Below are 23961 nucleotides of genomic sequence, written 5' to 3'. Positions count from 1 at the left end.
AGAAACCACCGTGGGGCAGGTCGCGTTGGTGGTGCGCAGGTGCGACTTGCCCCGCGAAAGGTTGGCGAAACTACCTCAACCCTCAGCAGCCTCGCGCTTCAACCGCGCCCGGCGGGCCATGATGTTGAGCATCTCGATCACCGTCGAGAAGGCCATGGCGGCATACACGTAGCCTTTCGGTACATGGGCGCCGAAGCCTTCGGCGATCAGGGTCATGCCGATCATGATCAGGAAGCCCAGGGCCAGCATCACCACGGTCGGGTTGTCGTTGATGAACTTGGCCAGCGGGTCGGCGGCCACCAGCATCACGATCACGGCGCTGATCACGGCGATGATCATGATCGGCAGGTGCTCGGTCATGCCCACGGCGGTGATGATGCTGTCGATCGAGAAGACGATGTCCAGCAGCAGGATCTGGAAGATCGCCGCGGTGAAACCAATGGTCACGGTGCTGCCGAGCTTGGACTCTTCCTTGGCACCATGGGGGTCGACACTTTCATGGATCTCCTTGGTCGCCTTCCACAGCAGGAACAAGCCACCGGCGATGAGGATCATGTCCTTCCACGAGAAGGTGTGGCCGAACACATCGATCACCGGCTCGGTCAACTGGACGATCCAGGCCACGGTGCTGAGCAGCGCCAGGCGCATGACCAAGGCCATGCTGATGCCGATGCGTCGCGCCTTCGAGCGGAACTGCTCTGGTAGCTTGTTGGTGAGGATCGAGATGAAGATCAGGTTGTCGATGCCCAGTACGACCTCCATGGCCACCAGGGTGGCAAGGGCAACCCAGGCGGTGGGGCTAGCGGCGAGTTCCAGCAAATATTCCATTGGTCAGTCCTGCTTCGGGTCCGGTGGGTCAGATGTCTTGGGTGTCTTTCTTGTCGTCTGCGGCCTTGGCCTTCTCGCCTTCGCTGCCGATGGCGTCGCTCAGCGCTTCCTGGGCGGCGTCGTTGGTCTTGTCGATGGCCTGCTTGGCCGTTTCGGCGGCCTGGTCGAGCATCTGCTGGGCGGACTTCTCGGCCTGGTCGCAGCCGCTCATGGCGAACAACGCCAGGGCCAGTACCAGGGGTGTACCGATGGATTTGAGTTGCAACATGGGGTCCTCGCTTGTCGATATCCGTGCGGCGCGCGGTGCGCCTGATGGGGTCGCATTCTAGAGGGGCTGAAACATCCGGAAAATTCGTATTTTCAGCTGATATACTTCGGTTTTTACGAATCCGGAAACACCATGCTCAACTACCGCCAGCTTCATTACTTCTGGGCTGTAGCAAAGACCGGGAGTATCGCCCGCGCCAGCGAGCAACTGAATCTTACGCCGCAGACGATCAGCGGGCAGATCAGCCTGTTCGAGCAGACCTGGAACCTGGAGCTGTTCCAGCGCGTCGGTCGTCAGCTGGAACTGACCGAAACCGGCCGCCAGGCACTCACCTACGCCGAGCAGATGTTCCAGATCGGCGGCGAGCTGGAAGCCATGCTGCGTGCCGGCCCTCAGGAACAGATCCTGTTCCGCGTGGGGGTGGCCGACGTGGTGCCCAAGTCCATCGTTTACCGCCTGTTGGCGCCAACCATGGAATTGGACGAGGTGCTGCGCATCAGCTGCCGCGAAGACAAGCTCGAGCGCCTGCTTGCAGACCTGGCGATCCAGCGCCTGGACCTGGTGATTTCCGACAGCCCCATGCCCAACCACCTGGACATCAAGGGTTACAGCCAGAAGCTGGGTGAATGCGGCCTGAGCTTCTTTGCCACGCACACCCTGGCCGCACAGCTCGACAAGCCCTTCCCCGCCTGCCTGGACGATGCACCGCTGTTGATTCCCGGCCAGGAAACCGTAGTGCGCAGCCGCCTGCTGCGCTGGCTGGCCGAGCAACAGGTGCAGCCGCGCATTGTCGGTGAGTTCGACGACAGCGCGCTGATGCAGGCCTTCGGCCAGTCCGGCAGCGGCATCTTCGTCGCCCCCAGCGTGATCGCCGAAGAAGTGTGCCGCCAGTACGGGGTGCGGCTGATCGGCCAGACCGAGGCGGTGAACGAGTCGTTCTATGCCATCTCGGTGGAGCGCAAGGTCAAGCACCCGGGCATCGTGGCGATCACCGAGGGGGCCCGGCGGGAGTTGTTTCACTGGTAACGATGATGACCTGTAGGAGCGGCCTTGTGCCGCGATCGGGCTGCGTAGCGGCCCCGACGATCGATGTCACATGCACGATAGCCGGGGCCGTTTCGCAGCCCGATCGCGACACAAGGCCGCGCCTACAGGGGCAGTACTGCCTGCGGGGTATGGTAAAGTCGCGCCCTTTCACGTAACTGGATTGCGCTGCACATGACCCCCGTTCTTCGCCTCATCAACCGCACCGGCCTGGTGACGCAGATCTGTATCGGCCTGGTGGCCGGCATCGCCCTGGCCTTGCTCGCGCCCTCCGTGGCCCGTGACCTTGGCTTTCTTGGCAAGGTGTTCGTCAGCGCCCTGAAAGCGGTTGCCCCCGTGCTGGTGTTCATCCTGGTGATGGCCTCGATCGCCAACCACCGCCACGGCCAGGAAACCCATATCCGCCCGATCCTCTGGCTGTACCTGCTGGGCACCTTTGCTGCGGCAGTGGTGGCCGTGGCCGCCAGCCTGCTGTTCCCCTCGCAGCTGGTGCTGAACACCAGCGAAGCCACGCTCAGCGCCCCCGGCGGCATCACCGAAGTGATGCAGAACCTGCTGCTGAGCGCCGTCGACAACCCGATCAACGCCCTGCTCAATGCCAACTTCATCGGCGTACTGACCTGGGCCATCGGCCTGGGCATAGCCCTGCGCCATGCCAATGACACCACCCGCACCGTGGTCGAGGACTTGTCCAACGGCGTCACCCTGATCGTGCGCGTGGTCATTCGCTTCGCCCCGCTGGGCATTTTCGGCCTGGTCAGCTCGACGCTGGCGCAATCCGGCCTGGAAGCGCTGCTGGGCTACCTGCACCTGCTCGGCGTGCTGATGGGCTGCATGCTGTTCGTGGCACTGGTGATGAACCCGCTGATCGTGTTCTGGAAAATCCGCCGCAACCCGTACCCGCTGACCCTGCTGTGCCTGCGCGAAAGCGGCATCACCGCGTTCTTCACCCGCAGCTCGGCGGCCAACATCCCGGTCAACCTGGCATTGTCGGAAAAGCTTGGCCTGCACGAGGACACCTACTCGGTGTCGATCCCCCTGGGCGCGACCATCAACATGGCCGGCGCGGCGATCACCATCACTGTGCTGACCCTGGCAGCCGTGCACACCCTGGGCATTCCGGTCGACCTGCCCACCGCCGTGCTGCTCAGCGTAGTGGCGGCGGTCTGTGCCTGCGGCGCCTCGGGCGTGGCCGGTGGTTCGCTGCTACTGATCCCGCTGGCCTGCAGCCTGTTCGGTATTCCCAGCGAGATCGCCATGCAGGTGGTGGCGGTCGGTTTCATCATCGGCGTGCTGCAGGATTCGGCCGAGACGGCGCTGAACTCTTCCACCGATGTGCTGTTCACCGCCGCCGCGTGCCAGGCCATGGAGCAGCGCAACGCCTGACGGGACCATCGCGGGGCAAGCCCGCTCCCACGGTGGGAGCAGGCTTGCCCCGCGATGTGTTCGACGATTGCTTAAGCCAGGCACTTTACCTAGGCTAGTGGCCTTTTCCTCGCAATGAGTCAGGGCCATGTCTGAACACGAAAGCACCGGCGAAGGCCGCTTCAACAGCACTGAAATCCGCGTCCTCGGTTCGTTGATCGAAAAGCAGGCCAGCAACCCGGAAACCTACCCCCTGACCCTCAATGCCCTGGTCCTGGCCTGCAACCAGAAAACCAGCCGCGAACCTGTCATGAACCTCTCCCCCGGCCAGGTTGGCCAGGCTTTGCGCGCTCTCGAAGGGCAGAACATGGCCCGCCTGCAGATGGGCAGCCGTGCCGACCGCTGGGAACAGCGGGTGGACAAGGCGCTGGAACTGGTACCGGCGCAACTGGTGCTGATGGGCCTGATGTTCCTGCGCGGCCCGCAAACCCTGAACGAACTGCTGACCCGCAGCAACCGCCTGCATGATTTCGAAGACGTCGACCAGGTCCAGCACCAGCTGGAGCGCCTGATCTCCCGCGGCCTGGCCTTGCACCTGCCGCGCCAGGCCGGCCAGCGTGAGGACCGCTACACCCACGCCCTGGGCGATCCAGCGGAAATCGAAGCTATCCTCGCCGCGCGTCAGCAGGAAGGTGGCGCACGCAGCAGTGCCGGCAGTGTCTCGCAGGAGCGCATCGAAGCGCTGGAAGCGCGGATCGCCGCGCTGGAGGAACGCCTGGCCCAGCTGGAAGGCTGAGGTCAGGGCTTGAGTGCTTCGGGGAAGTTGCGACAGCTCTTGCGCTCGGCCATTTCGCGCTCGCTGGGGCGCTGGTCGACAAACACGGTACGACCATCGGCGTAGATTTCCAGGTAGCCCCAGTGCAGGTCCTGCTCTTTCTGCCCGGGCTGGGGTGGCACGAGCCACCAGGGTTCGCGGCTGATCAGGGTCATGGGAAAGGTTCCGAAATAGGCCTGCCCTTCATGATAGCCACTGCCACACCAACGCAATCGCGGGGCAAGCCCGCTCCCACGAGCTTGTATCCAGGCTCGTGGGAGCGGGCTTGCCCCGCGAAGAGGCCGGAACAGGCTTACGCCGGCGCCGAAGTCCGAATCAGGTGATCGAACGCCGCCAGCGAAGCCTTGGCGCCCTCGCCCACGGCGATGACGATCTGCTTGTATGGCACCGTGGTCACGTCACCGGCAGCGAACACGCCGGGGATGCTGGTCTGGCCCTTGGCATCGACGATGATCTCGCCACGCGGCGACAACTCGACCGTGCCCTTGAGCCAATCGGTGTTCGGCAGCAGGCCGATCTGCACGAAGATACCTTCCAGCGCCAGGTCGTGCACTTCATCGGTGCTGCGGTCCTTGTAACGCAGGCCGGTCACCTTCTCGCCATTGCCGATCACTTCGGTGGTCAACGCGCGGGTGATAACCGTGACATTGGGCAGGCTGTGCAACTTGCGCTGCAGCACCGCATCGGCGCGCAGCTGGCTGTCGAACTCGATCAGGGTCACCTGGGCGACGATACCGGCCAGGTCGATGGCCGCTTCCACGCCGGAGTTGCCACCGCCGATCACCGCCACACGCTTGCCCTTGAACAGCGGGCCGTCGCAGTGCGGGCAGTAGGCCACGCCACGGGCGCGGTATTCCTGCTCGCCCGGCACGTTCATTTCGCGCCAGCGGGCACCGGTGGCCAGGATCACGGTCTTGGCCTTGAGCGAGGCGCCGCCGGCCAGGCGTACTTCGTGCAGGCCGCCATCGGTGGCCGGGATCAGCGCTTCGCCGCGCTGCAGGTTCATGATGTCGACGTCGTACTGCTTGACGTGCTCTTCCAGCGCCGTGGCCAGTTTCGGCCCTTCGGTTTCCTGCACCGAGATGAAGTTCTCGATGGCCAGGGTGTCGAGCACCTGGCCGCCGAAACGCTCGGCGGCGACACCGGTGCGGATGCCTTTGCGTGCCGCGTAGATGGCAGCCGCGGCGCCAGCTGGGCCACCGCCGACCACCAGCACATCAAAGGCGTCCTTGGCGTTGATCTTCTCGGCCTGACGGGCGCCGGCACTGGTGTCGATCTTGCCGAGGATTTCCTCAAGGCCCATGCGCCCCTGGCCGAACACTTCACCATTCAGGTAGATGCTCGGAACGGCCATGACCTTGCGGCTTTCCACTTCATCCTGGAACAGCGCACCGTCGATCGCGACGTGGCGCACGTTAGGGTTGAGCACCGCCATCAAGTTAAGCGCCTGGACCACGTCCGGGCAGTTCTGGCACGACAGCGAGAAATAGGTTTCGAAGGTGAACTCACCCTTCAAGCCCTGGATCTGCTCGATCACTTCGGCACTGGCTTTCGAGGGGTGGCCGCCGACCTGCAGCAGCGCCAGCACCAGGGAGGTGAATTCGTGGCCCATGGGGATGCCGGCAAAGCGCAGGCTAATGTCCGCCCCTGGGCGATTCAGCGAGAACGAAGGACGACGGGCGTCAGTGCCGTCCGCGCTGAAGGTAATGAGGTTCGACAGGCCGGCGATTTCCACCAGCAGGTCGTGCAATTCGCGGGACTTCGCGCCGTCATCGAGGGAAGCGACGATCTCGATCGGCTGGGTGACCCGCTCCAGGTAGGTTTTCAGTTGCGATTTAAGCGTGGCGTCCAACATACGGGCGATTCCTTTTTCAAACTTCGGATACAAAAACGCCCAGGCGAGGTCGCCCGGGCGTTTGACGGGGCAGTGAGTACTTCAGCTTTGGCGGCTGCTCACCGCCCGCGATTGGCACATGGCCTTAGATCTTGCCAACCAGGTCCAGCGACGGCGCCAGGGTGGCCTCGCCTTCTTTCCACTTGGCCGGGCAGACTTCACCCGGGTGGGCGGCAACGTACTGGGCGGCTTTGACTTTGCGCAGCAGCTCGGCAGCGTCACGGCCTACACCACCGTCGTTCAGTTCGACGATCTTGATCTGGCCCTGCGGGTTGATCACGAAGGTACCGCGATCGGCCAGGCCGGCTTCTTCGATCAGCACGTCGAAGTTGCGCGAGATGATGTGGGTCGGGTCACCGATCAGCGGGTACTGGATCTTGCCGATGGTGTCCGAGGTGTCGTGCCAGGCTTTGTGGGTGAAGTGGGTGTCGGTGGACACGCCGTAGATCTCGACGCCCAGCTTCTGGAACTCGGCGTAGTTGTCAGCCAGGTCGCCCAGTTCGGTCGGGCAGACGAAGGTGAAGTCGGCTGGGTAGAAGAACACGACGGACCATTTGCCTTTCAGGTCGGCTTCGCTGACCTGAACGAACTCGCCCTTGTGGTAGGCGGTGGCGGTGAACGGTTTGACCTGGCTGTTGATGATAGGCATGTGCTGCTCCTTCATGGGATGAGTAAGTTGATGGAGGCCATCCTATCCAAGCGACGGCGCAATGGCTCATTGGCAAACCTCATGTTGCTGATTGGTTTTGGCTATAACACCGCTCAATCAATAGATCTTTTGATTACTACGCGGGCCACATACGGCTACAGCAGAGGCCGCACGGCCCACCTCGAAATCCAGCCAGCACGCCTGATGTTCGGCGCCGCCCCAACTGATGCGCAGCCGCCCGCGCCTGGCCTGGCTGCGTATCTGAACCTGCCCTCCCTGGCCAACCACCCCCACCTCGTTACCCGTTTCATCGAATACCTGGGCACCGAAGGGCAAAGCCTCGCCCCCCGTACGCTCGGCAAGCAGCACATGGAAATCTCCCGCGCGCGTGGCAAAGCGCAGCAGTGGTGCAGCCCCGGCCCTGGGCACCACGTTGTGCCCGGCAACCAAGAGTTCGGTGGTGCGCGGCATGCCTTTGGGATCGATCTCGACGGTGTTCACGCTGTAGGGTGCCAACGATGGCAGCACTGCATAACCTCGACGGTCGACCCGCGACTGGGGCTGTTGCCGAACCCGTGAGGCTGTGGCACCGGGCGCGTGGATGATGGCGAAGCTTTCGCCCAGCGTCGGTGCTGCCGTCACCCCGCCGGCATGGGCCACCACTGCACCGCGTGCGCCCAACGCCAGATGACGCTGATCACCGCGACTGCCTAGCGCAATGGCAAGGTCGCCGCCACTACCTCGGTAACGCAGATTGCCATCGATGCCGATCGGATCGGGTGCCGCTGCCTGGTACTGTGCCGCCAGCCCATAGCCCCACTGCGCCTGCTCGCCGGCACGGGAACTCCAGCGCAGGCTGGTACTGGCATGCCGCCGCGAATCACTGCTCACGGCGCTGCTCAACAGATCGCGGCGGCGCTCGCCGAGCGGCATGCTGAGGGTCAGGGCGATGGTCCGCAACGGTTGGCCATGCTCGCTGCGCTGACGCCCGATGTTCAGGCCATAGGCCATGGCAGCAAAATGGTTGTTGTAACCGAGTCGGTAGTCGGTACCGCCCTGCCCCGACCAGCTGCGCGTGCCGTTGACGGCAAAGCTCAACCGGCCGACGCCAGGGCCCAGGGCCTGATCGAGAGAGAAGCTGGCGCGCCAGTGGTTCGGGTCTGAATGCCGACCGCGGCGCGCCTGGGCGAACTCATCGAAACCAAGATAGCCGGTACTCTGACTGCGGCTGATGGACGCCTCCAGGCGTGTCGCCGTGTCGGTCAATTCCTGTCGCCAGTTCAAGCGCACGGCTTGCCCCCGTCGATCGGCCTCGGGGCTGGGCGCCGCATCTGCGTGATAAGCGGTCAGCCCCACTGCGCCAACAGCGGTGTTCAGGGCAACGCCCAAGGCGCCGCCCAGATAGTCTTCGGCCACCCAGAGCCCGCCATGGACGCTCAAACGATCATCCAGGCCTTGCTGCCAGCTGCCTTGGCCGAACGCGGGACCCGTGCGACCGTAGCCATCCAGCCAGTGGCCGCCAGCGAAGTCGAAGCGCCTGGCGCCTGGGCGCAATGCCAAGGGGGCCGCCTGGAACGGCACGCTGAACACTGTCACGCTGCCGTCCGCCTCCTTGAGCGTGACCTCCAGGTCGTCACTCAAGCCGCTGGGATAAAGGTCGTCGATTTCGAACGGCCCGGGGGGCACGCTCGATTCGTGCAACAGCACCCCACGCTGACGAATACTCACCAGCGCCGTGCTATTGGCCACGCCGCGCACCGTGGGGGCATAACCCCGCCGCGATTGCGGCAGCATGCGCTCGTCACTGCCTAGTTGCAGGCCTCGGAACGCACTGGCCGCGAAGACATCCGAGCTGCTCGCGGCATCGCCAAGGGTCAGCTGCGCCGACAGGGCCGGCAGGTCCCGTCGTACCGAGGTCATGCCGCGTTGGTAGCGGGTCGGGGTGTCGTCCGCCCCCTGCAGGATGCCGTCGTGCCGCCAGTACCAGTCACCGGTGTTGAGCCCGCCGCGCAGGCCGAGGAAGCCCCGATAGGCAGTGCCCTGCCGATGCGCCTGTTGCTGCTGGTGAAGGTTCAGGTCGTAGTTGACGAAACCTGCGCCGACTCCGCTGTCCCACTGTCGCGAGTCCACTTGGTCGACGGGGCGGCGGTTCAGGTGCTGCCGGGCGATGCTCAGTGCCAGCCGCAGTTCGCCGTAGGCAAGCGACTCGCTGGCTTCCAGGCCCAAATCGGACAGCGCCAGGCAATCACCTTCTTGCCCCAGCAGTGCCCGCTTCGCCGGCGCCAATCGCAGCAGATCGACGCCCAGCGCCTCGAGCAGCTCGCGCCCATAGCACGGTGCGGGCTGCGTAGCGCCTGGCGGGGTGCGCAGCGCTACCTGATAGCGGCCCACCCACCGCTGGTTGAGCGTTACGTCAAGGATCACCTCGCCCTCGGGGATGACGCTGGCCCCCTCGAAGCGCTGCAGGTCGCTCGAGGTCCCCAAGCGCAGCATGCGTGAGTCGAACTCCACCGGGGCGGCCAGGCTGCCGGCCGCAAACACCAGCAGGCCAGGCAGCAGCACGCGCGCGCATGCCACGCCTGTGACCCGCGCGCTCAATAACGCACCACCGCAGTGGCCGCTCGCTCCGCGCCGTGATCATCGATGTAGGAATAGTCCACCTGGTTCGGCGCAGGACGCTCATCGGCCTGCCCCTCGATGGCGAAGCGCGTCTGCGCAAACGGCAGCACATGCCTCGGTTGTGCCTGCCAGGATCGGCCCTGGTAACTAACGGCGACACGCCCGAGATTGACCACATAGGCCCCAGGATTGTCAGCCTCGAGCTGCCAGCGCCCACCTTCGCGCACCCAGCGCCAGGAGAGCGCACGATGAGCATCGGCCGCCGTCCCGGGCAGGGATTGCGGGCGGAAGAACAACTTGATGCGCGTACGCAGCGCAACATTGATCTGGTTGCCGACGCCCTTGGGCGCTATCTCGAGGACATTGAGCCAATACAAGGTTTCACGGTCGGTGGGCATCGACGTGCCGTTGTGGAACAGGCGCAGGCTCTGGCCGGTGCCAGGATCGAGGCGAAACAGCGGCGGCATCAGGCTGAATGGCACCTGCGGATCCTGGGTATCGGCCATGGCCACCCCGTCGTCGATCCAGGCCTGCACCAGCGCTGGCCGTTCACCCAGATTGCGCAGGCTGACGGTAACTTCGGCCTGCTCGGCGGGATAGACGATTCGGGTGGTAGCGATGACCACACTGGCCTGGGCCTGGCCTACGGCCAGCAGCCAACCTGCCAGCAGGACGCGCCGACAGGCCGTGGAGAAAGTCTTCATGTTCAAGGCTCGCGCACAGCGTTGCGGTGTAGCCCCCGCAGGGGCTACCAGGGGGCAGACTCAGAGGTACTCGAGCGAGTAGCGGACGTTGGTCGAGACCAGCCCCGGGGTGGTCGCACCCAGCGAGAAGTAGCGAGCGGTATAGTTGAGGATGGCGTTGCCGTTGACGATATCGACCCGCTGGGAGCTCTGATTGCCTCTGCCACCGGCCAGGTTCATGGGCGCGCGGGCACTGTTGAGCAGTTGCACGTCGACACTGGTGGCGGCGCCCGAGCCAGCATCGACGGTCAGCCGGCCTTCAGGGTTCACGGTGGGGCCCGGCTCGAAGTAGGTGGACACCTGGCCGACATGCGAGCACTGGCTCAGCACCAGGCTGAAGGTGCGCTCGCCAGCGGTCTGCCCCGCTTGGCGCAGGTCGTAGGTGCTGACTTCCGGCAGGTTGACCTGCACATCGTTGTCGCCGCCGTTGATGACGCAGGTCGGGCCAGCCACGCTGCCACTGAAGCTGATCAGCCCTTGATCGGCTTGTGCAACCCCTGCAATCAACAGCCCACTGCAGGTGCCCAGGATGATATTGCGCAGTACATTCATCTGATAATTCCTAAGTCAGGTTGACCCGGCAACGCCAGGCCGACGCCACGTAAGCGGCACCCGGCGAGTATTTATGACTGCCGAGGTCATGACCGTAGGAAAGATGTGGTGATGCGGGGCGCACTGCACGCCCGCAATGTAGGAAGATTCGCCACAGGGCCGATTCCTCGCCCCTGTGGCGACTGACAGGCGATTAGCGCGTGACGGTACGCATGGTGACGAATTCTTCGGCCGCCGTCGGGTGCACGCCGATGGTCTCGTCGAACTGCAGCTTGGTGGCACCGGCCTTCAGCGCCACGCCCAGGCCCTGGATGATCTCGCCGGCATCCGGCCCGACCATGTGGCAGCCCAGTACCTTGTCGGTCTCGGCATCCACCACCAGTTTCATCAGGGTCTTTTCCTGGATGTCGGTGAGGGTCAGTTTCATCGCCCGGAAGCGGCTCTCGAAGATCTGCACCTTGTGCCCGGCCTGCAGCGCCTGCTCTTCGGTCAAGCCCACGGTACCGATCGGCGGCTGGCTGAATACCGCGGTAGGGATGTTCTGGTAATCCACCGGGCGGTACTGCTCGGGCTTGAACAGACGACGGGCCACGGCCATGCCTTCGGCCAGTGCCACCGGGGTGAGCTGTACGCGGCCGATCACATCGCCAATGGCCAGGATGGACGGCGCGGTGGTCTGGTACTGCTCATCGACACGGATGAAGCCGCGCTCGTCCAGTTCCACGCCAGTGTTCTCCAGGCCCAGGTTGTCCAGCATCGGCCGGCGCCCGGTGGCGTAGAACACGCAGTCGGCGACCAGCTCGCGGCCATCCTTGAGGGTGGCCTTGAGGCTGCCGTCGTCGAGCTTGTCGATGCGTTGGATATCGGCGTTGAACTGCAGGTCCATGCCGCGTTTTTCCAGCTCCTCCTTGAGGTGCGTGCGCACCGAGACATCAAAGCCGCGCAGGAACAGGTCGCCACGGTACAGCAGCGTGGTAGCGGCGCCCAGGCCCTGGAAGATACCGGCGAACTCGACGGCGATGTAGCCACCACCGACCACCAGCACCCGGCGCGGCAGGTCCTTGAGGTAGAACGCCTCGTTGGAGGTGATCGCCAGTTCCTTGCCCGGAATGTCCGGCACCTGCGGCCAGCCGCCGGTGGCGATCAGGATGCTCGCTGCGCTGTAGCGCTGGCCTTCCACTTCCACTTCGTTGGCCCCGGTGATACGCGCGTGGCCGGTCAACAAGGTGACGCCGCTGTTGACCAGCAGGTTGCGGTAGATGCCGTTGAGGCGCTCGATCTCGCGGTTCTTGTTGGCGATCAGGGTACCCCAGTCGAAGTGGCCTTCTTCCAGGGTCCAGCCGAAACCGGCGGCCTGCTCCAGCTCGTCGGCGACATGGGCGCCGTACACCAGCAGTTTTTTCGGCACGCAGCCGACGTTGACGCAGGTACCGCCCAGGTAGCGGCTCTCGGCAACGGCCACCTTGGCGCCGAAGCCCGCGGCGAAACGCGCCGCACGTACACCGCCGGAACCGGCGCCAATCACGAACAGATCAAAATCGTAGGCCACTTTCCAGACTCCACAAAAAAAGCCACCCGAGGGTGGCTCTTTTTGCGGCGAGCTGCAAGTTTCAAGCGGCAAGAAAACTGCTCACAGCTCACAGCTTGTAGCTTGTAGCTTGTAGCTTGTAGCTTGTAGCTCAATAAGCCTTGCCGGTCTTGTAGAAGTTTTCGAAGCAGAAGTTGGTCGCCTCGATGTAGCCTTCGGCGCCACCGCAGTCGAAACGCTTGCCCTTGAACTTGTAGGCGATCACGTTGCCTTCAGCGGCCTGCTTCATCAGTGCGTCGGTGATCTGGATCTCGCCGCCTTTGCCTGGCTCGGTCTGTTCGATCTTCTCGAAGATGTCCGGGGTCAGGATGTAACGGCCGATGATGGCCAGGTTCGACGGTGCGTCTTCCGGCTTCGGCTTCTCGACCATGGAATCCACGCGGAAGATGCCGTCCTTGATCTCTTCACCGGCGATGACGCCGTACTTGTTGGTTTCCTGCGGATCGACTTCCTGGATGGCAACGATCGAGCAACGGTACTTTTTGTACAGCGCGACCATTTGCGCGAGCACGCCATCGCCATCAAGGTTGACGCACAGGTCGTCGGCCAGTACCACGGCGAACGGCTCGTCACCGATCAGCGGGCGGCCGGTGAGGATGGCGTGGCCCAGGCCTTTCATTTCGGTCTGGCGGGTATAGGCGAACGAGCACTCATCCAGCAGACGGCGGATGCCGACCAGGTATTTTTCCTTGTCGGTGCCCTTGATCTGGTTTTCCAGCTCGTAGCTGATGTCGAAGTGGTCTTCCAGGGCGCGCTTGCCGCGGCCGGTGACGATGGAAATTTCATTCAGGCCGGCGTCCAGTGCTTCTTCAACGCCATACTGGATCAGTGGCTTGTTGACCACCGGCAGCATTTCCTTGGGCATGGCTTTGGTAGCGGGCAGGAAACGAGTGCCGTAACCGGCTGCCGGGAACAAGCATTTCTTGATCATATACGTCCTTAACGTAGGGCTTTGCGTACGAATTCGGCGCAGTCTAATCAGGCGGAGGTCACCTTACAATGCCCCCCCTGCTGTCTGCCGACGCCATCATAGAGACATCTCAGTGTAGTTAGTTCCGAGGCAACGTGAGAATTGCGACCAACTACCTCTGCAAAGACGGGAAACCACACCGGTTTTCAGGGTATTTCCTGTTTGCCGGGCATGAAAAAACCACTCACTCATGACTCCAGGTCAAAGGACCTTGACGCGCCGACACCTTAATCAAAACCTGTGAGTACCGCACACTGCCGCCTATCCGAACGATGCCGCAGCACACAGCCCCGGCATCCCACCACAGGAGCAGCTCCATGAGCATTCCATCCTTCGGCGTTGGCACTTTCCGCCTGACTGGCCAAGCCGTCATCGACTCGGTCAAATCGGCACTGCAGCTGGGCTATCGCGCCATCGACACCGCGCAGATCTACAACAACGAAGCCGAGGTCGGCCAGGCCATCGCCGAAAGCGGCGTACCCCGCAGCGAACTGTTCATCACCACCAAGATCTGGGTCGACAACTACGCGGCCGACAAGCTGCTGCCGAGCCTGCGCGACAGCCTGGCCAAGCTGCATACCGACTACGTCGACCTGCTGCTGATCCATTGGCCGGCCCCCGGCAACGGCGTCGAACTGCCCGAGTACATGCAGGCCCTGGCTGAAGCCAAGAAACTGGGCCTGACCCGCCAGATCGGCGTCTCCAACTTCAACATCGAACTGACCCGTCAGGCCATCGAAGCCGTCGGCAAAGGCGAGATCGCCACCAACCAGATCGAGCTCAGCCCCTACCTGCAGAACGACAAACTGACTGCCTTCCTCAAGGAGCAGGGCATCACCACCACCTCCTACATGACCCTGGCCTACGGCAAGGTGCTGAAGGACCCGGTACTCGCCCAGATCGCTGCCAAGCACAAGGCCACCGTCGCCCAGGTAGCCCTGGCCTGGGCCCTGCAGCTGGGTTACGCGGTGATCCCGTCGTCGACCAAGCGCGAAAACCTGGCCAGCAACCTGCTTGCCCGCAGCCTGCACCTGGATGCCGACGACATGGCACTAATCGCCACACTGGAGCGCAATGGTCGCGAAGTCAGCCCCGACGGTTTGGCGCCGGCTTGGGACTGATCATCGGAGAAAGCCGCGCGGCTGACGCTGCAATTGTTCCGCCGCCTGCAATTATGAAGTGAGCCGGGCATGGATTTCCCTGCACAAGCTGCAGGGCTAGCCTTCAAGCCGTGCACAGCATCCCGCTGACCACTTCAAGCTGAGGAATTGCCCAATGTCCCGCCCTCCACTGCCGCCCTTTACCCGCGAAAGCGCCATCGAGAAAGTCCGCCTGGCCGAGGACGGCTGGAACAGCCGAGACCCGGCCAAGGTCGCACTCGCCTACACCCTCGATACCCACTGGCGCAATCGCGCCGAGTTCTGCCACAACCGTGAAGAGGCCCAGGCCTTCCTCACCCGCAAGTGGAACCGCGAGCTGGAATACCGCCTGATCAAGGAGCTGTGGGCCTTCACCGGCAACCGCATCGCCGTGCGCTACGCCTACGAGTACCACGACGACAGCGGCCAGTGGTACCGCGCCTACGGTAACGAAAACTGGGAGTTCGCCGAGGACGGCCTGATGCGCAATCGTCACGCCAGCATCAACGAGCAACCCATCACTGAAGCCGAGCGCAAGTTCCGCTGGCCTTTGGGGCGGCGCCCGGATGATCACCCTGGCTTGAGTGACTTCGGCTTCTGACGCCTCGCGCCACAAGGCCCCGGCCAACCAATCCAGGGGCCCATGTCGCCGGCATCGCATGCCTGAGGGTTACAACGGGTTGCGGGTGAAGATTTCCTGAGTCAGGGTCGCGATCAGCACCTGTATCGCCGCATCGCGCTCACTGGCTATGGTGGCGACGCCTGTCAGGTACTCACCCTCGGTACTCAATGTCGCCGCCTCCAGTTGCTCCAGCCGCACATGAAATGGCCCGTCGACCTGTTCGAAGCGCAGCGGGTAGGTGTCACGCAGGTGCGTCTGCCAGAATTCGCGCTGGGCCACCGATGCCACCAGCCGCGGCGTTCGTTCAGCCGTCAGTACCTGGCTGCGCACCGTCAGCAGGTTGCGGGGCGACACCTCGGCACTGCTCGGGAAACGCATGTGCAGCGGCTGCCCCGGCAAGTCCAGCGCCTGGGCCAGGCCCACGCGGTATCTCAAGCGCACCTCGACCTCGTCGAAGTCCGCGCCCTGGGCCGTGCGCCAGGCGATTTCCGCAGCGGCCGCGCGATCGACCTCGTCGAGCCGGAACAACGAACGTCCCAGGCGCTGCAGACCCCGTTCGGCGGCCTGCCCCGTCAACCCTGCACTGTTCAGGTGCACCCACGACTGCACCTCGAGCAGGCTGAAATTCATCGCCACACTGTCGGAACAGGTACGCGGATGGCCGGCCAGCTCGAATAACCGCGTGCGCAACTGGGCATTGCCGGCGCATGCCTCGATCACCATCCAGACTCGCGCACTCAGGTCACCGCGCTGAAACAGGAAATCCTCCGTGCCGCGCAGGTCGGCGAGCAACTGGAAAAAGTCCGCAGAGCCGGGCTCGTACGCCAGGCTGTCCCATTGCAGTCCCCGCAACAGGCGCTGGTCCGGCTCCAGCAAGCGCACCCAGGCCTCGCGGTTCTGGGTTTCGCCGCTGCTGTGGCGCACCAGGCGGCGCAAGCGATGCGACTCGGCCTGCAGGAAAGCGCTCAGCCGCGCCTCACTGCGCAGATCCAATGGATTGTCATGCATGAAGATCCGTTCGATGCTGCGTGCCGGCATGCCGAAGAAGGCATCATCGAGGCTGACGATGCGGTTGTCGCGCAGGTCGGCGTACTCCAGGCTCGGCAGGCGCGCCAAGCCCTGCGGTACACCGGTCAAACCCGTGCCGCGCAGGCTCAGGTGGCGCAGCCGGGTCAGCCCGTCCAGGCGCGGCGCGGCAACCAGCGGATTACGGTTCAGGTTCAGTTGCCGTAACTGCCCCAACCGCTCCAGGCGCTGGGTATTCTCAGGCCCGAGCACAATGCGATTGTCGGCCAGGTCCAGTTCTTCCAGGTTGGCGAGCCGCTCCAGCACGACCGGCAGGCCTGTAAGCCGGTTACCGCGCAGATCCAGGCGTTGCAGCATGCCAAAGCGCCCGAAGAACGCCGGATTCAGATCATCCAGTCCCAGGTTGCGCAGCACCAGACGGGTCACGCTGTCGAAACGGACACTGGCCGGCAGCTCGGGCAGCGCGCCCAGTGCCTCACCCTCGATCCTCAGGTGAACCTGCTCGCCATTCAACGCCAGTGACTGACGACGCCAACTGCGCAACAGGTATTTGGCCATACGCTTGCGCGCCCGCTGCTGCGAGCGCCCCAGCGCCCCCTGGCGCCATGCCGTCAGGTGTTGCTCGAGCTGCGGAAGCTGGCGTTGCAGCGCGGTGACATGGTCCCAAAGGTTGGCCTGCCGCCGCAGCTGTTCGGCGATGTAGTCGCTGAGGTCGGTATCGGTGAATTCGGGGTAGATCTGCCGCAAGGCATGGCGCAGGGCATGCCGCCCGCCCTCGGCGCGACCGCTCAGCGGATAGCCCAGGCGCCCGTCGCCCAGACGCACCGGCGGTCGAATTCCACCGCCCACGGGGGACAGGCCTATCAAGCCAGCAGCTGCTTCACGCTGGCTGCTGGCCCGGGCAAGCATCAAATCGGTCAATTGTCTTTCACTGAGCGGGGCACCCGCCAGGCTCAGTTGCTGCACCGGGTCCATGTGCAGCAGCAGCGCCTTGACCAGTGAGTCCTGCGCCGTGGCAGTGACGTGCGCCAGACCGTCTGCGCCAACCGCCAGGTAGCCCTCTGCCCCCTTGACGATACGCCGCGCATCGGCGGCATCCGCCCTGCCCAGCGCCTGCAATAACGGGCCATCGACCTGCCCATCGTGCAACGTCACGCGAACACTGTCGGCCCAAGGCGTCAGGCTGTCGAGCAACCCGAACGCCAGACGCTCGCCATCGGCATTGATCGCCGAGACCTGGCGCAGGCCCGCACAGGCACGGTCCAGACGGCTGTCGCGCAATGCCCAGCGCGCTTGTTCGGCGAGCGCCAGCGGAACCCGCGATTTGTTGAGCATCTGTTCGCGTTGGTGGCTGCTGGCCTGCTCGACGATCTCTTCGGCGCATCGCGGGGTCAGCCCGGGGAAGTCCCGGCGCAGCAGTTGCGCGGCATCTCCAACTGGCGCCTGGCGCGCTGTCAGGGCGGCCTCGAAGGCCTCCCCGCGCAAGCCGGGCTGCTGTTCATGCAGGCGCTGGCGCTCGAGGGCGTCGAGCAGACGTGCCGGCGCGGGCGCCCCTTCAAGATGGAGCCGGCGCAGCCGTGCTTCGTCGAACCCCGTGGTCTCCAGCACTTGGGCGATGGTCGGTTCCGGGATCTCGGCCAGATCACTGCCCAATCGGCGCAGCAACCGTGCGCCCTGCCAGTGCTGGGGGCTCTCCAGCGCGTGGCACCAGGCGCCGGCACCATTGTCGCGCACGGTCACCGGCAACGCTGCGGGCCGCTGCGGATGGCGCAACTGCCAAGTGTCGCTGGCGGCATGCCGTTGCACGGCAAAACTGCCGTCGTGGGTACGCACATGTTTCCAGGTAAAGTTATCGATCACTTCACCCAGCGCATCGTCCTCGCTGTGCTCGACCTTGTAGCCCTCCAGCTCGGGGTGACACAGCCGGGCCTGGCCGTCGGCCCCCACCACCGGCACCAGCTCATCGACGAAACGCATGCGCTGCAGCGATTTACCCAGCGCGGCGCCACCGGCCATCAGCAGCGCATTGGCCGCGACATTTTCGGCCACGCCGAACAGGTGGTTCAACGCACCTTCCCGGTCGCCGATCTGCCAGTCCTCGTACCCCTCGTAGACCTCCTTGGCGATCTCCAGCGCCGTCACGCCCAGCATGGCCAGCCCGAGCCCAGGCACGAACAGTGCGGCAAGGTTGAGCAGGCCCAGGCCTGCGCTCAGGTAGCTTTCAAGGCGCGCACTGCGGCTGCGCCGATCCTCATCGTCGGTCGGTACCGCCAGCCCCCGTGCATCGGCCAGGATCTTCTCTACCTGGTCCTGCCGCAGGCGGACGAACAGCTCACCCTCAAAATCAAGGTCTCGCCCGTCCAGTTCGAGGGGCGCCTTCTTGGCCAGCAACCCCGCGAGCACCCGTTCGAAGGCGATTCGATCGGACTGGGCGATGAAACGCTGGAAGAACGCCGGGTAGCCGGGCTGGCGAAAACGTTGGCCAAGCGCCTTATACAAGGCATCCCACGAGGCATGCCGGCTGACTGCACCCTGGGGGTCGCCCGGTATCCAGGCGATCACGCCGTCCAGCGCCGCGCCTGGCGCGGGGCTTCGGCGCACTTCCAGGGTGACCGCGCCGATCACCCGTTTGCCCAGAAGATAGAGCTGGCGGGCAATCAAGACTGCGGGCTCGGTGGGCACCAACGGCGTCGGCGCAAGCAGCGGTCGCAGCTGGCGGCCGCTCAGGGCATCCAGTTGCCCTGTGGCCAGCGCCAGTTGCACGGCGGCATCGAAGTTGGCGCGGTGTACCGCTTCGAGCTGTTGCTCGACGCGTTGCCGGGCAGCGGCGTCCTCCGGCTCGAAGTGCGTCTTGAGGTGCTGCTGGTACTGGCCGCCGATATCGAGCTGGCGGCATAGCCAGGCGTATTGCTCAGGCTTGAACGCCTCGAGCACTTCACCCAGATCATCGGTGAGCCGGGTATCGGCATGGAACGCCTCGGCACGCAGCTCATCCTCGCTGAAGTTGTGCAGCGCCGCGGCCAGCAACGTCTGCTCGGAACGGTGTATCCGCCAGGTCAGCGGCAGGCTGGCGACGGAAGGGACGACGGCCTCGCGCCAGACGTTGAGAAGCCTGGCGCCACGTACCTCGATGTACTCATCGGTGATCAGCGTCATGGCCTCGTCGAGCAGCTTCTCGGCAAATGCCTCCAGCGGCGTGACCGCGCCGAGCAACTGTTGCAGGCGATGCTCGGCCTGTTGCTGAAGCGCAAGGGCCTGCTGCAGTGCACTGCGTTGCGCCTGGGGCAAGCCGGCCAGCCAGGACGGCAACCGCTGGGCGATGAGCGCATCGACAGTGACGTGGGGAATGTAGGGATTGTTCATGGTGTCCTCCGAAATCGGTAGGTTCACAGGACACCATGCTTCTGCCTGCGATCAGCCGTACATAACGCTCGCCGGCACTCAACCGGGATGACGCTGCCAGGCCGTGCGGGTCAACTCGAAGATCAACCCTCGCTGCGCCTGCTCGCGCGCCTGGGCGACCTGATCGATGGCCGACAGGTACTCGCTGTCCGCCAGCTCGTCACTGGCCTCGAGCAGCGCCTCCAGGCGTTGATGGAAGGGTTGATCGACCGCCACGAACCGCGCGCCATAGGTGCCCCGCAGGTGCGCCTGCCAGAACTCGCGCTGGGTGAGGGACTCGATCAGGCGCGGCCCTCGTTCGGCCACCAGCACCTGGGCGCGAACCTGGCTGAGCTGCTGTGTCGTCACCCCGGCGCTGTTGGCATAGCGCATGCCCTCCGGTTGCGCAGGCAGGCTCAACGGCTCGGCCAGCCCGACCCGATAGGCCAGGCGCACCTCGACGTCGTCGACGAATGCACCACTGTCCCAGCGGTTTTCGATGTCCAGCGTGGCCAGACGCTCCACCTCGTCCAGGCGAAACAGGTCGCGCCCCAGGCGCAGCAAGTCTCGCTCGGCCCCTGCGCCGGTCACGCCATGGGTGCGCTGGTGCACCAGCGCCAGCACTTCCAGGTGGCTGAAGTTGAGCGCCACGCTGTCACTGCAGCTGCGTGGCCGAGCCGCCAGCTCGAACATTGCCTGACGCAACTGGCTGTCCTGCTCACAGGCCTCGACCACGCGCCAGACTCGCTGGCGCAACTCGCCCCGGTGGCTGCGAAAATCGGCCGTGCCACGCAAGTCGCCGAGCAACCTCAGCAAACCGGAACTGCCGCTCTGCTGCGCCACGTTGTCCCATTGCCCCTGGCGCATTGCGCGCTGCGAATGATCAAGCCCCTCCAGCCAGGCATCGCGAGCGCCCTCCTCGGGCTGGAAGTGGCGCAGCAGTCGACGCAGCGGCCCTTGCCCGCCTTGCAGGAAGCTTTCCAGCCGGGCAAGGCTGGAGGCCGAAAGTGGATTGTCGTGCAACGCGATGTGCTCCAGCCGCCGGCGTGGCAGCTCGAACAATGCGCTGTCCAGATCGACGATCAGGTTGTCGCGCAGGTCCGCATACTCAAGCCCCCCCAGCCGCGCCAAGCTCTGTGGCACCTGGGTGAGCCCGGTCGCGCGCAGATGGACCTGGCGCAGGCGGGTCAATGGCGCAAGCACAGGCATCTGCTCAATAGGGTTGCGATTGACGTTGAACACTTCGAGCAGGTTCAGCCGAGCGATCGCAAGGTCGGCCTGGTCACTCCAACGGATCTGGTTACCGGACACGTCGAGTTCGGCCAGATGGCTCAACTCGCCAAGGGCATCTGGCAGCGTGGCCAGACGGTTGTCGCTGAGGTCGAGCCGACGCAGAGCAGGAAAACGCCGCAGCCAGTCGCCCGCCACTTCACCGAGTTCAAGGCGGTGCAACACCAGGTGATGGACATGCGCGAAATCGAGCCCCTCGGGCAAGGCCGGCAGCGTCTCGAGCGACTCGCCTTCGAGCACCAGGCGGTAGCCGCCTTGCACCACCGGCATTTGCCGGCGCCAACAGCGCAACAGCCGGGCGGCGATCCGATGGCGGGCCTGCGCCTGTTGCGCGTCAGCCGCCGAGCGCTGCCAGTCTGCCAACTCCGACTGCAGGCGCTGCAACTGTTGATGCAACGTGCTCATGTGGTTCCAGAGGTTGTCACCGGCGAGCAGCCGTTCGTCGATGTAGGCCTGCAGCTGCGCGTCATCGAGCGTCGGAAACACTTGGCGAATGCCCTGTTCCAGCGCTTGGCGGCTAGAGACGCCGCGACCGCTCAAGGGGTACCCCAGACGCCCATCACCCCAGCGCACGGGCGGTCGGACACCGGTGCCCACCGCGCTCATGCCGATCCAGCCGGCGGCCTGGTCGCGCTGGACCGCCGCCTGTTGGAGCAGATAATGGCCCAATGCTTGCGGCGTGGCGGCCTGTTCGCCAAGCAAGGTCTTCTGTGCGGCTGACAGATGCATCGACATAGCCTGCAGCAGGCTATCGTCAGGCGAGGCCCCGGCAAGCTCCTGGCCAGCCGGCCCGGTAGCCAGATACCCCTCCGGCCGCTTGAGGATCAACCGTTTGTGCCCCGACGCCGGCCCGCAGTGGGCCAGCAGCGCACCGCCCGGCAAGGCATCGCGAATCTCGACTCGCACATCGGCCGGCCAGGGCGCCAGATGATCGAGCAGCGCCAAGGTCAGGCGTTCGCCGTCCTGATTCAGCGAGCGGCCGTGCAGCACGCCCTCGCAGGCCTGGTCCAGACGGCTGTCGCGCAACTGCCAGCGCGCCGCCTCGGCCAACGCAAGAGGCACTTTGCGTGCCGCGCGTAGGGTATGCAGTTCGGCGCCTGTAGCACCCCGGAGCAGGGCCTGCGCAGCACGCCGAGTCAGGTTAGGGAAGTCACGTCGCAATACCGATTCGCCAGCCAGCGCCGACAGCTCGGACGCCAGCCCGTGATGCAGCGCCTGTGCGCCCAATCCTGGCCAGCGGGCACGCAGGCCCAGGCGCTCCAGGCTGTCGAGCAGGCGCGCGGGCGGCTCGGCCTGCTCCAAAAGCAGACGTCGCAAGCGATCGACATCGAAACCGGTGACCTGCAACAACGTCTGCGCCTGCGTTTCGGCAATGTCCGTCAAGTCGCCACCCAGACGCCTGAGCAATTGAACCGGCAACGCCCAGCTCTGCGGCACTTCAAGGGAATGCCACCAGCCATCCATGCCGTTGCTTTCGAGCCGTGGCACATGGGCCCCGGCATGGCGTGGATGGCTGATGTGCCAAGGCTCGCCGGGGCCCTCGCGAACCACCGCATAGCGTCCCTCGTGCAAGGTCAGAGAACGCCGGTCGCCCTCGCCCACCAGCCGCCCGGCCACATGCCCGTCGTCGGACAGTCGATAGTCGTTCAAAGTGCCGTCACAGAGTTTCACCCTCCCTTGTGCCGTGACCGCCGGGCGCAGGCCGTCGACAAAGGCGCTGCGCTCCAGCAGAGCGCCCAGCAGCTGTTCGGAGCCTGCGCTCAAGGCGCCTTGTGCCAAACCCTCGGCGATGCCGAACAGGTGGCCCAGTGCAGCCTCGCGATCGCCCAATTGCCAGGCCTCGTACCCTTCGTAGGCTTCATGCACCACCTGCAACGCGGCGATGCCCAGCAACACCTCGCCCAGCCCCGGCACGAACAATGCCGCCAGCCCCAGCAGGTCGAGGCCGGCCCCCAGATAGCCCTGCAAGCGCCGATCGCGGGCCTGGCGATCCTCGTCATCGGTGGGCACGGCCAGCACGCGGGCATCGTCCAGCAGCTTCTGCACCTGTACTTGGCGCAGGTAGCTGAACAGCGTGCCTTGCACCTCACGTGCCCGCCCATCCAGGCGCAGCACAGGTGCGTCGCGATCAGCCTGCCGGCGTGCATTCAGGCTCAGCCCGAACGCCAGGCGCTCGGGCTCATCGATGAAGCGCCGGATGAAACGTGCATAGTCGGCGTCGCGCAAGCGCTGGCCGAGGATCTGGTAGAGCGACGCCCAGGTATCGGCACTCACTACCGCGCCTTTGGGGTCATCCGGCAGCCAGGCGATGACACCCAGGGTATCGACACCGCGGCGCACCTCGTATGCCGCCACGCCGTGAAGCGGGTGCCCCAGCAGGTGCAACTGGCGCAGCCCCAGCACCTCGGCGGTGGTCGCCACGACCGGCTGCGCCGAAAACAACGGCAGCCAGCGCAGGTAAGCGGTGTCGTCGATATCCCCCTTCAGGTGGGCCAGGCGCACCGCCACCTCAAGGCCGGCACGCAGTTGCTCCTCCATCAGCCGATTGACCACGATCCGCGCGTAACCACCCGACTCGCCCGGCGCATCGACGGGCCGCAGGCGCTGCTTGAGATAGGTCTGGTAGCGGCCTCCCAGATCCAGCCGGCGACAGAGCGCGGCGAAAGAGCTGGCCGCCAACGCCACCGGATTGCCGGCGCCATCGAATATGCGCGACTCGGTGCCAAGCCCTCCGTCCTGCGCTTCACTCTCCGAAAAGTTGTGCAAAGCCGCAGCCAGCAGGCTGTGGGTCTGCCGGTGAGTAGTGATCGGCAAGGGCAGACTGGCAGGCACCACCGGCTGTACTTCGGTCCAGACCCGTAGCAAGCGACAGGCCCGCACGTCCAGGGAAAGGCCGCTGGCCTCGCGCAAGGCTTCAACCAGCAGCGGTTCGGCGAACGCATCAATTGCAACCAACGCCCCAAGATGCTGGTCAAGCGCATGTTGCGCGCGCTGTTGAGCCAGCAGGCTCTGGTGCAGTGCCCGCCGATGGGTCGTGGAGGCGCGGATCAACCACACGGGCAGTGTCTGTGCCAGCAGTGCGTCGTTCGAAACGGGTGACAGGATTGAATGCGGCATGATGTCCTCTGCATGACTGCAAAAGGCAACA

The 23961-nt window shown here is 64.7% G+C and carries 17 protein-coding genes; 5 read left to right on the top strand and 12 right to left on the bottom strand.

Annotated features, from left to right (window positions below):
- Nucleotides 1-75: 75 nt before the first annotated feature.
- Both ACQ4N9_RS08490 and ACQ4N9_RS08485 read right to left on the bottom strand, forming a co-directional pair.
- Nucleotides 76-828 carry a TerC family protein gene (locus ACQ4N9_RS08490; protein ID WP_390969010.1) on the bottom strand — a complete coding sequence of 251 codons (753 nt, stop codon included), beginning with the start codon at nt 826-828 and terminating at the stop codon, nt 76-78.
- A 28-nt stretch (nt 829-856) separates the two neighbouring features.
- On the bottom strand, nt 857-1096 hold the full coding sequence (locus tag ACQ4N9_RS08485; protein ID WP_390969012.1) for a hypothetical protein: 240 nt from the start codon (nt 1094-1096) through the stop codon (nt 857-859).
- A 132-nt stretch (nt 1097-1228) separates the two neighbouring features.
- Here ACQ4N9_RS08485 and nhaR point away from each other — a divergent pair, with 132 nt between their 5' ends.
- The 3 genes from nhaR to ACQ4N9_RS08470 all read left to right on the top strand — a co-directional run bounded on the left by nhaR (nt 1229) and on the right by ACQ4N9_RS08470 (nt 4301).
- Nucleotides 1229-2122: a transcriptional activator NhaR gene (gene nhaR / locus ACQ4N9_RS08480; RefSeq protein ID WP_125464751.1), complete on the top strand. Its 894-nt coding sequence runs from the start codon at nt 1229-1231 to the stop codon at nt 2120-2122.
- Between the two features lie 192 nt (nt 2123-2314).
- A complete protein-coding gene (gene sstT, locus ACQ4N9_RS08475) occupies nt 2315-3526 on the top strand; it encodes a serine/threonine transporter SstT (protein ID WP_125464753.1) in 1212 nt (403 codons plus the stop codon).
- Between the two features lie 127 nt (nt 3527-3653).
- Complete coding sequence (locus ACQ4N9_RS08470; protein WP_125859358.1) at nt 3654-4301, top strand: YceH family protein; 648 nt, start codon at nt 3654-3656, stop codon at nt 4299-4301.
- A gap of 2 nt (nt 4302-4303) precedes the next feature.
- Here ACQ4N9_RS08470 and ACQ4N9_RS08465 read toward each other — a convergent pair whose 3' ends face one another.
- The 8 genes from ACQ4N9_RS08465 to galU all read right to left on the bottom strand — a co-directional run bounded on the left by ACQ4N9_RS08465 (nt 4304) and on the right by galU (nt 13316).
- Entirely contained in the window at nt 4304-4495 is a 192-nt protein-coding gene (locus ACQ4N9_RS08465) for a hypothetical protein (RefSeq protein WP_110993906.1), read from the bottom strand.
- Between the two features lie 137 nt (nt 4496-4632).
- On the bottom strand, nt 4633-6195 hold the full coding sequence (ahpF, locus tag ACQ4N9_RS08460) for an alkyl hydroperoxide reductase subunit F (protein ID WP_390969015.1): 1563 nt from the start codon (nt 6193-6195) through the stop codon (nt 4633-4635).
- Between the two features lie 124 nt (nt 6196-6319).
- Nucleotides 6320-6883 carry an alkyl hydroperoxide reductase subunit C gene (gene ahpC, locus ACQ4N9_RS08455; RefSeq protein WP_110993908.1) on the bottom strand — a complete coding sequence of 188 codons (564 nt, stop codon included), beginning with the start codon at nt 6881-6883 and terminating at the stop codon, nt 6320-6322.
- Between the two features lie 117 nt (nt 6884-7000).
- On the bottom strand, nt 7001-9460 hold the full coding sequence (locus ACQ4N9_RS08450) for a fimbria/pilus outer membrane usher protein (protein WP_430932631.1): 2460 nt from the start codon (nt 9458-9460) through the stop codon (nt 7001-7003).
- A gap of 17 nt (nt 9461-9477) precedes the next feature.
- On the bottom strand, nt 9478-10206 hold the full coding sequence (locus ACQ4N9_RS08445) for a fimbrial biogenesis chaperone (protein WP_390969019.1): 729 nt from the start codon (nt 10204-10206) through the stop codon (nt 9478-9480).
- Between the two features lie 60 nt (nt 10207-10266).
- Nucleotides 10267-10797, bottom strand: coding sequence for a fimbrial protein (locus tag ACQ4N9_RS08440; protein WP_390969021.1), 531 nt, complete (start codon nt 10795-10797; stop codon nt 10267-10269).
- Between the two features lie 193 nt (nt 10798-10990).
- Nucleotides 10991-12346 carry a glutathione-disulfide reductase gene (gorA, locus tag ACQ4N9_RS08435; RefSeq protein ID WP_390969023.1) on the bottom strand — a complete coding sequence of 452 codons (1356 nt, stop codon included), beginning with the start codon at nt 12344-12346 and terminating at the stop codon, nt 10991-10993.
- Between the two features lie 130 nt (nt 12347-12476).
- Entirely contained in the window at nt 12477-13316 is an 840-nt protein-coding gene (gene galU, locus ACQ4N9_RS08430) for a UTP--glucose-1-phosphate uridylyltransferase GalU (protein ID WP_110993910.1), read from the bottom strand.
- A 356-nt stretch (nt 13317-13672) separates the two neighbouring features.
- Here galU and dkgB point away from each other — a divergent pair, with 356 nt between their 5' ends.
- Entirely contained in the window at nt 13673-14476 is an 804-nt protein-coding gene (gene dkgB, locus ACQ4N9_RS08425) for a 2,5-didehydrogluconate reductase DkgB (RefSeq protein ID WP_390969025.1), read from the top strand.
- Between the two features lie 154 nt (nt 14477-14630).
- A complete protein-coding gene (locus ACQ4N9_RS08420; RefSeq protein WP_390969027.1) occupies nt 14631-15095 on the top strand; it encodes a DUF1348 family protein in 465 nt (154 codons plus the stop codon).
- Nucleotides 15096-15164: 69 nt separating this feature from the next.
- Here the strand turns inward: ACQ4N9_RS08420 and ACQ4N9_RS08415 are convergent, their stop codons facing one another.
- Together ACQ4N9_RS08415 and ACQ4N9_RS08410 are read right to left on the bottom strand one after the other, a co-directional pair.
- On the bottom strand, nt 15165-19505 hold the full coding sequence (locus ACQ4N9_RS08415) for an NEL-type E3 ubiquitin ligase domain-containing protein (protein ID WP_390969029.1): 4341 nt from the start codon (nt 19503-19505) through the stop codon (nt 15165-15167).
- A 78-nt stretch (nt 19506-19583) separates the two neighbouring features.
- Entirely contained in the window at nt 19584-23930 is a 4347-nt protein-coding gene (locus ACQ4N9_RS08410) for an NEL-type E3 ubiquitin ligase domain-containing protein (RefSeq protein ID WP_390969031.1), read from the bottom strand.
- Between the last annotated feature and the right edge of the window lie 31 nt (nt 23931-23961).

It is taken from the genome of Pseudomonas sp. ES1 (assembly GCF_050586605.1).
In the GTDB taxonomy this organism is placed as follows: Bacteria; Pseudomonadota; Gammaproteobacteria; order Pseudomonadales; family Pseudomonadaceae; genus Aquipseudomonas; species Aquipseudomonas sichuanensis.
The sequence above is the reverse complement of the archived record's forward strand: the minus strand, read 5'-3'. Positions and strand labels throughout refer to the sequence as shown.

Excerpts from the sequence above, each read along its gene's own strand:
- ACQ4N9_RS08490 (WP_390969010.1), bottom strand. The coding sequence starts at position 828 with ATGGAATATTTGCTGGAACTCGCCGCTAGCCCCACCGCCTGGGTTGCC.
- ACQ4N9_RS08485 (WP_390969012.1), bottom strand. The coding sequence starts at position 1,096 with ATGTTGCAACTCAAATCCATCGGTACACCCCTGGTACTGGCCCTGGCG.
- nhaR (WP_125464751.1), top strand. The coding sequence starts at position 1,229 with ATGCTCAACTACCGCCAGCTTCATTACTTCTGGGCTGTAGCAAAGACC.
- sstT (WP_125464753.1), top strand. The coding sequence starts at position 2,315 with ATGACCCCCGTTCTTCGCCTCATCAACCGCACCGGCCTGGTGACGCAG.
- ACQ4N9_RS08470 (WP_125859358.1), top strand. The coding sequence starts at position 3,654 with ATGTCTGAACACGAAAGCACCGGCGAAGGCCGCTTCAACAGCACTGAA.
- ACQ4N9_RS08465 (WP_110993906.1), bottom strand. The coding sequence starts at position 4,495 with ATGACCCTGATCAGCCGCGAACCCTGGTGGCTCGTGCCACCCCAGCCC.
- ahpF (WP_390969015.1), bottom strand. The coding sequence starts at position 6,195 with ATGTTGGACGCCACGCTTAAATCGCAACTGAAAACCTACCTGGAGCGG.
- ahpC (WP_110993908.1), bottom strand. The coding sequence starts at position 6,883 with ATGCCTATCATCAACAGCCAGGTCAAACCGTTCACCGCCACCGCCTAC.
- ACQ4N9_RS08445 (WP_390969019.1), bottom strand. The coding sequence starts at position 10,206 with ATGAAGACTTTCTCCACGGCCTGTCGGCGCGTCCTGCTGGCAGGTTGG.
- ACQ4N9_RS08440 (WP_390969021.1), bottom strand. The coding sequence starts at position 10,797 with ATGAATGTACTGCGCAATATCATCCTGGGCACCTGCAGTGGGCTGTTG.
- galU (WP_110993910.1), bottom strand. The coding sequence starts at position 13,316 with ATGATCAAGAAATGCTTGTTCCCGGCAGCCGGTTACGGCACTCGTTTC.
- dkgB (WP_390969025.1), top strand. The coding sequence starts at position 13,673 with ATGAGCATTCCATCCTTCGGCGTTGGCACTTTCCGCCTGACTGGCCAA.
- ACQ4N9_RS08420 (WP_390969027.1), top strand. The coding sequence starts at position 14,631 with ATGTCCCGCCCTCCACTGCCGCCCTTTACCCGCGAAAGCGCCATCGAG.
- ACQ4N9_RS08415 (WP_390969029.1), bottom strand. The coding sequence starts at position 19,505 with ATGAACAATCCCTACATTCCCCACGTCACTGTCGATGCGCTCATCGCC.
- ACQ4N9_RS08410 (WP_390969031.1), bottom strand. The coding sequence starts at position 23,930 with ATGCCGCATTCAATCCTGTCACCCGTTTCGAACGACGCACTGCTGGCA.